The 1,892-nt window shown below is 39.1% G+C and carries 2 protein-coding genes; both read right to left on the bottom strand.

Annotated features, from left to right (window positions below; translation table 11 throughout):
* Positions 1-867, bottom strand: an 867-nt coding sequence (locus tag CAN34_RS04690; RefSeq protein WP_089554661.1) for a hypothetical protein, incomplete at its 3' end; no start/stop codon positions are given.
* A gap of 157 nt (positions 868-1,024) precedes the next feature.
* Complete coding sequence (locus tag CAN34_RS04685; RefSeq protein WP_089554660.1) at positions 1,025-1,789, bottom strand: hypothetical protein; 765 nt, start codon at positions 1,787-1,789, stop codon at positions 1,025-1,027.
* Positions 1,790-1,892 lie beyond the last annotated feature (103 nt).

Raw genomic sequence — 1,892 nt, 5'->3', positions numbered from 1 at the left:
CCAAAGCTGACGCTTCAATCTGCTATCAGTAAGCATTTCATCTAAAGTTGGTGCAGTAGTCAGGTTAGGGTGCTCAAGCCCATCAGGCAATAACGTTAATGCCGCCACTTGTATCTCTTCACTGCGACCAATCTTAAAAACGTATCCAGCAAGACTGGCATTGGCAAGCTCAGCCGTATCCATACCTTCACAGATAGGAAATGATGTCGTCTCACAGGTCATTGATAGCGCTTGCGTGATATTTTGCCATAGTTTTTGACTGTCATTATTAAGGGCTTGGATATCAACCAATATCACCCAGTTACCGTAGCGACCACCTTGCAAGTCAAACGGTGCTACTTTTTTAAAGATCTCCTCTTTAAAACCATCATCTTTAAAGCTATGAGTGTTATTGATGTTAGAAATAGCGGCTTGCTGGACGACAGTATCTATGAGGGGCGTAACGGCTGTATTAGAGATATCAGGGGAAGTAGTGTCAAAACTATAGGTAACAGGGCTTTGTTGGTCAGGATAGCTTAAACTTTTCTCATTAGCATCAACATTAACATTGTCATAATAATGATTAGTAGACTCATCATCTATCATGCTTGATGGAGCATCCGCAGATATTATATGTGACATCTCAACGTTGATAGCATCAATATTGGAAGATGCAACGTTTGGCTGTTTAATAGTTGTAGCAGAAGAAATAGACTGGGTAGCGCTATTATTTATAGTAGGATCAGGTAAAGCAGGCGCAGAAATATCGGCGATATTAATAGTCTCAGAGCTCGGCTGTACCCACTGATTGATACCCATCATCGCTAAAATCTGACGCTGCTGCATACGATGCTGTAATAAAACCAGCGGGTCTTGGATATCACTCATGCGACTCTACTATCCTATTTATCTTAAATGGGTTTACAAATTTTAATCTCAAAAACCATACTAAAAACACTGTTAAATAATGAATTATGGCATCCAGTTTGTTGTCTGCTAAATATCAGCTCAGTAGTTATTCAACAAGCCCTATTAATAAAAGCAATCAAAAAAGCTGTCGAACCTTTAACCAGTGTTCTGATAGTAAGGTTAAACAATCATATTCATCCTGACTGACTATCGTATCGTGTAACATTGCCGTATGCAATGTACTCAGCCATTGCCGGTAATCATTATAAGCGTAACACTTATTGATATTCGCATTATAATCTATTTGACCGCTGCGCTGTTGCCGCTCTTGTTGCTTTTCTTGAATGTTATCGTCGTGCTTAAAACCTGTGGTAGAGGGCTCAAAGATAAGCACAGCTTCTAACAGCGCCAATAGTTGAACGCTATTTAAATTTTGTGCGGTAAGCAGCAACCATTGTAAGTTTGCCTCACTTACGGCTGTCAAATCAATATCAATCAGGCGCGCTTGACGTCGCAAGTCTATGACATAGTTGACATTACTGATACCAGTATAATCGTGTAGCGCGCCAACTGGCACTGGCGCTGTCTGTTCTTTACCATCGTTTGATAAGCGATAAGCCAATAAAGTAAGTATCGAACGCTCAGCAACTTTGATGTGCTTAAAAATTTGACCTGAAGGATCAAGTTGGGCAATTATATCATCCCTACCAGCTTGCAGTTTTTGCTGCCAAGACCAGTATTCATTTGAATCTTCATCATTTAGTATTGTATTCAATACGGGTAGAAGTTGCTGTAAATGCAGCGCCTGCCATAATGCTAAAATCGATGGGGTTCGTAATTCGCTATTATTCGGATGAGTGAATACTGGTTTAAATTTACCAATATCACCTTTTTCACTCATTAAATTATCAGCAAAATTTTTGTTTAAATTGGCTGTTAGCTGATTTTCAATTAATTAAAGAATGCCTTTCTGATAAAGAATAAGCTACTTACGATATTTTCTT

It is taken from the genome of Psychrobacter sp. DAB_AL32B (assembly GCF_002224105.1).
GTDB lineage: Bacteria > Pseudomonadota > Gammaproteobacteria > Pseudomonadales > Moraxellaceae > Psychrobacter.
Note: the sequence above shows the minus strand (reverse complement) of the source record. Positions and strands in the feature narration are given on the sequence as shown.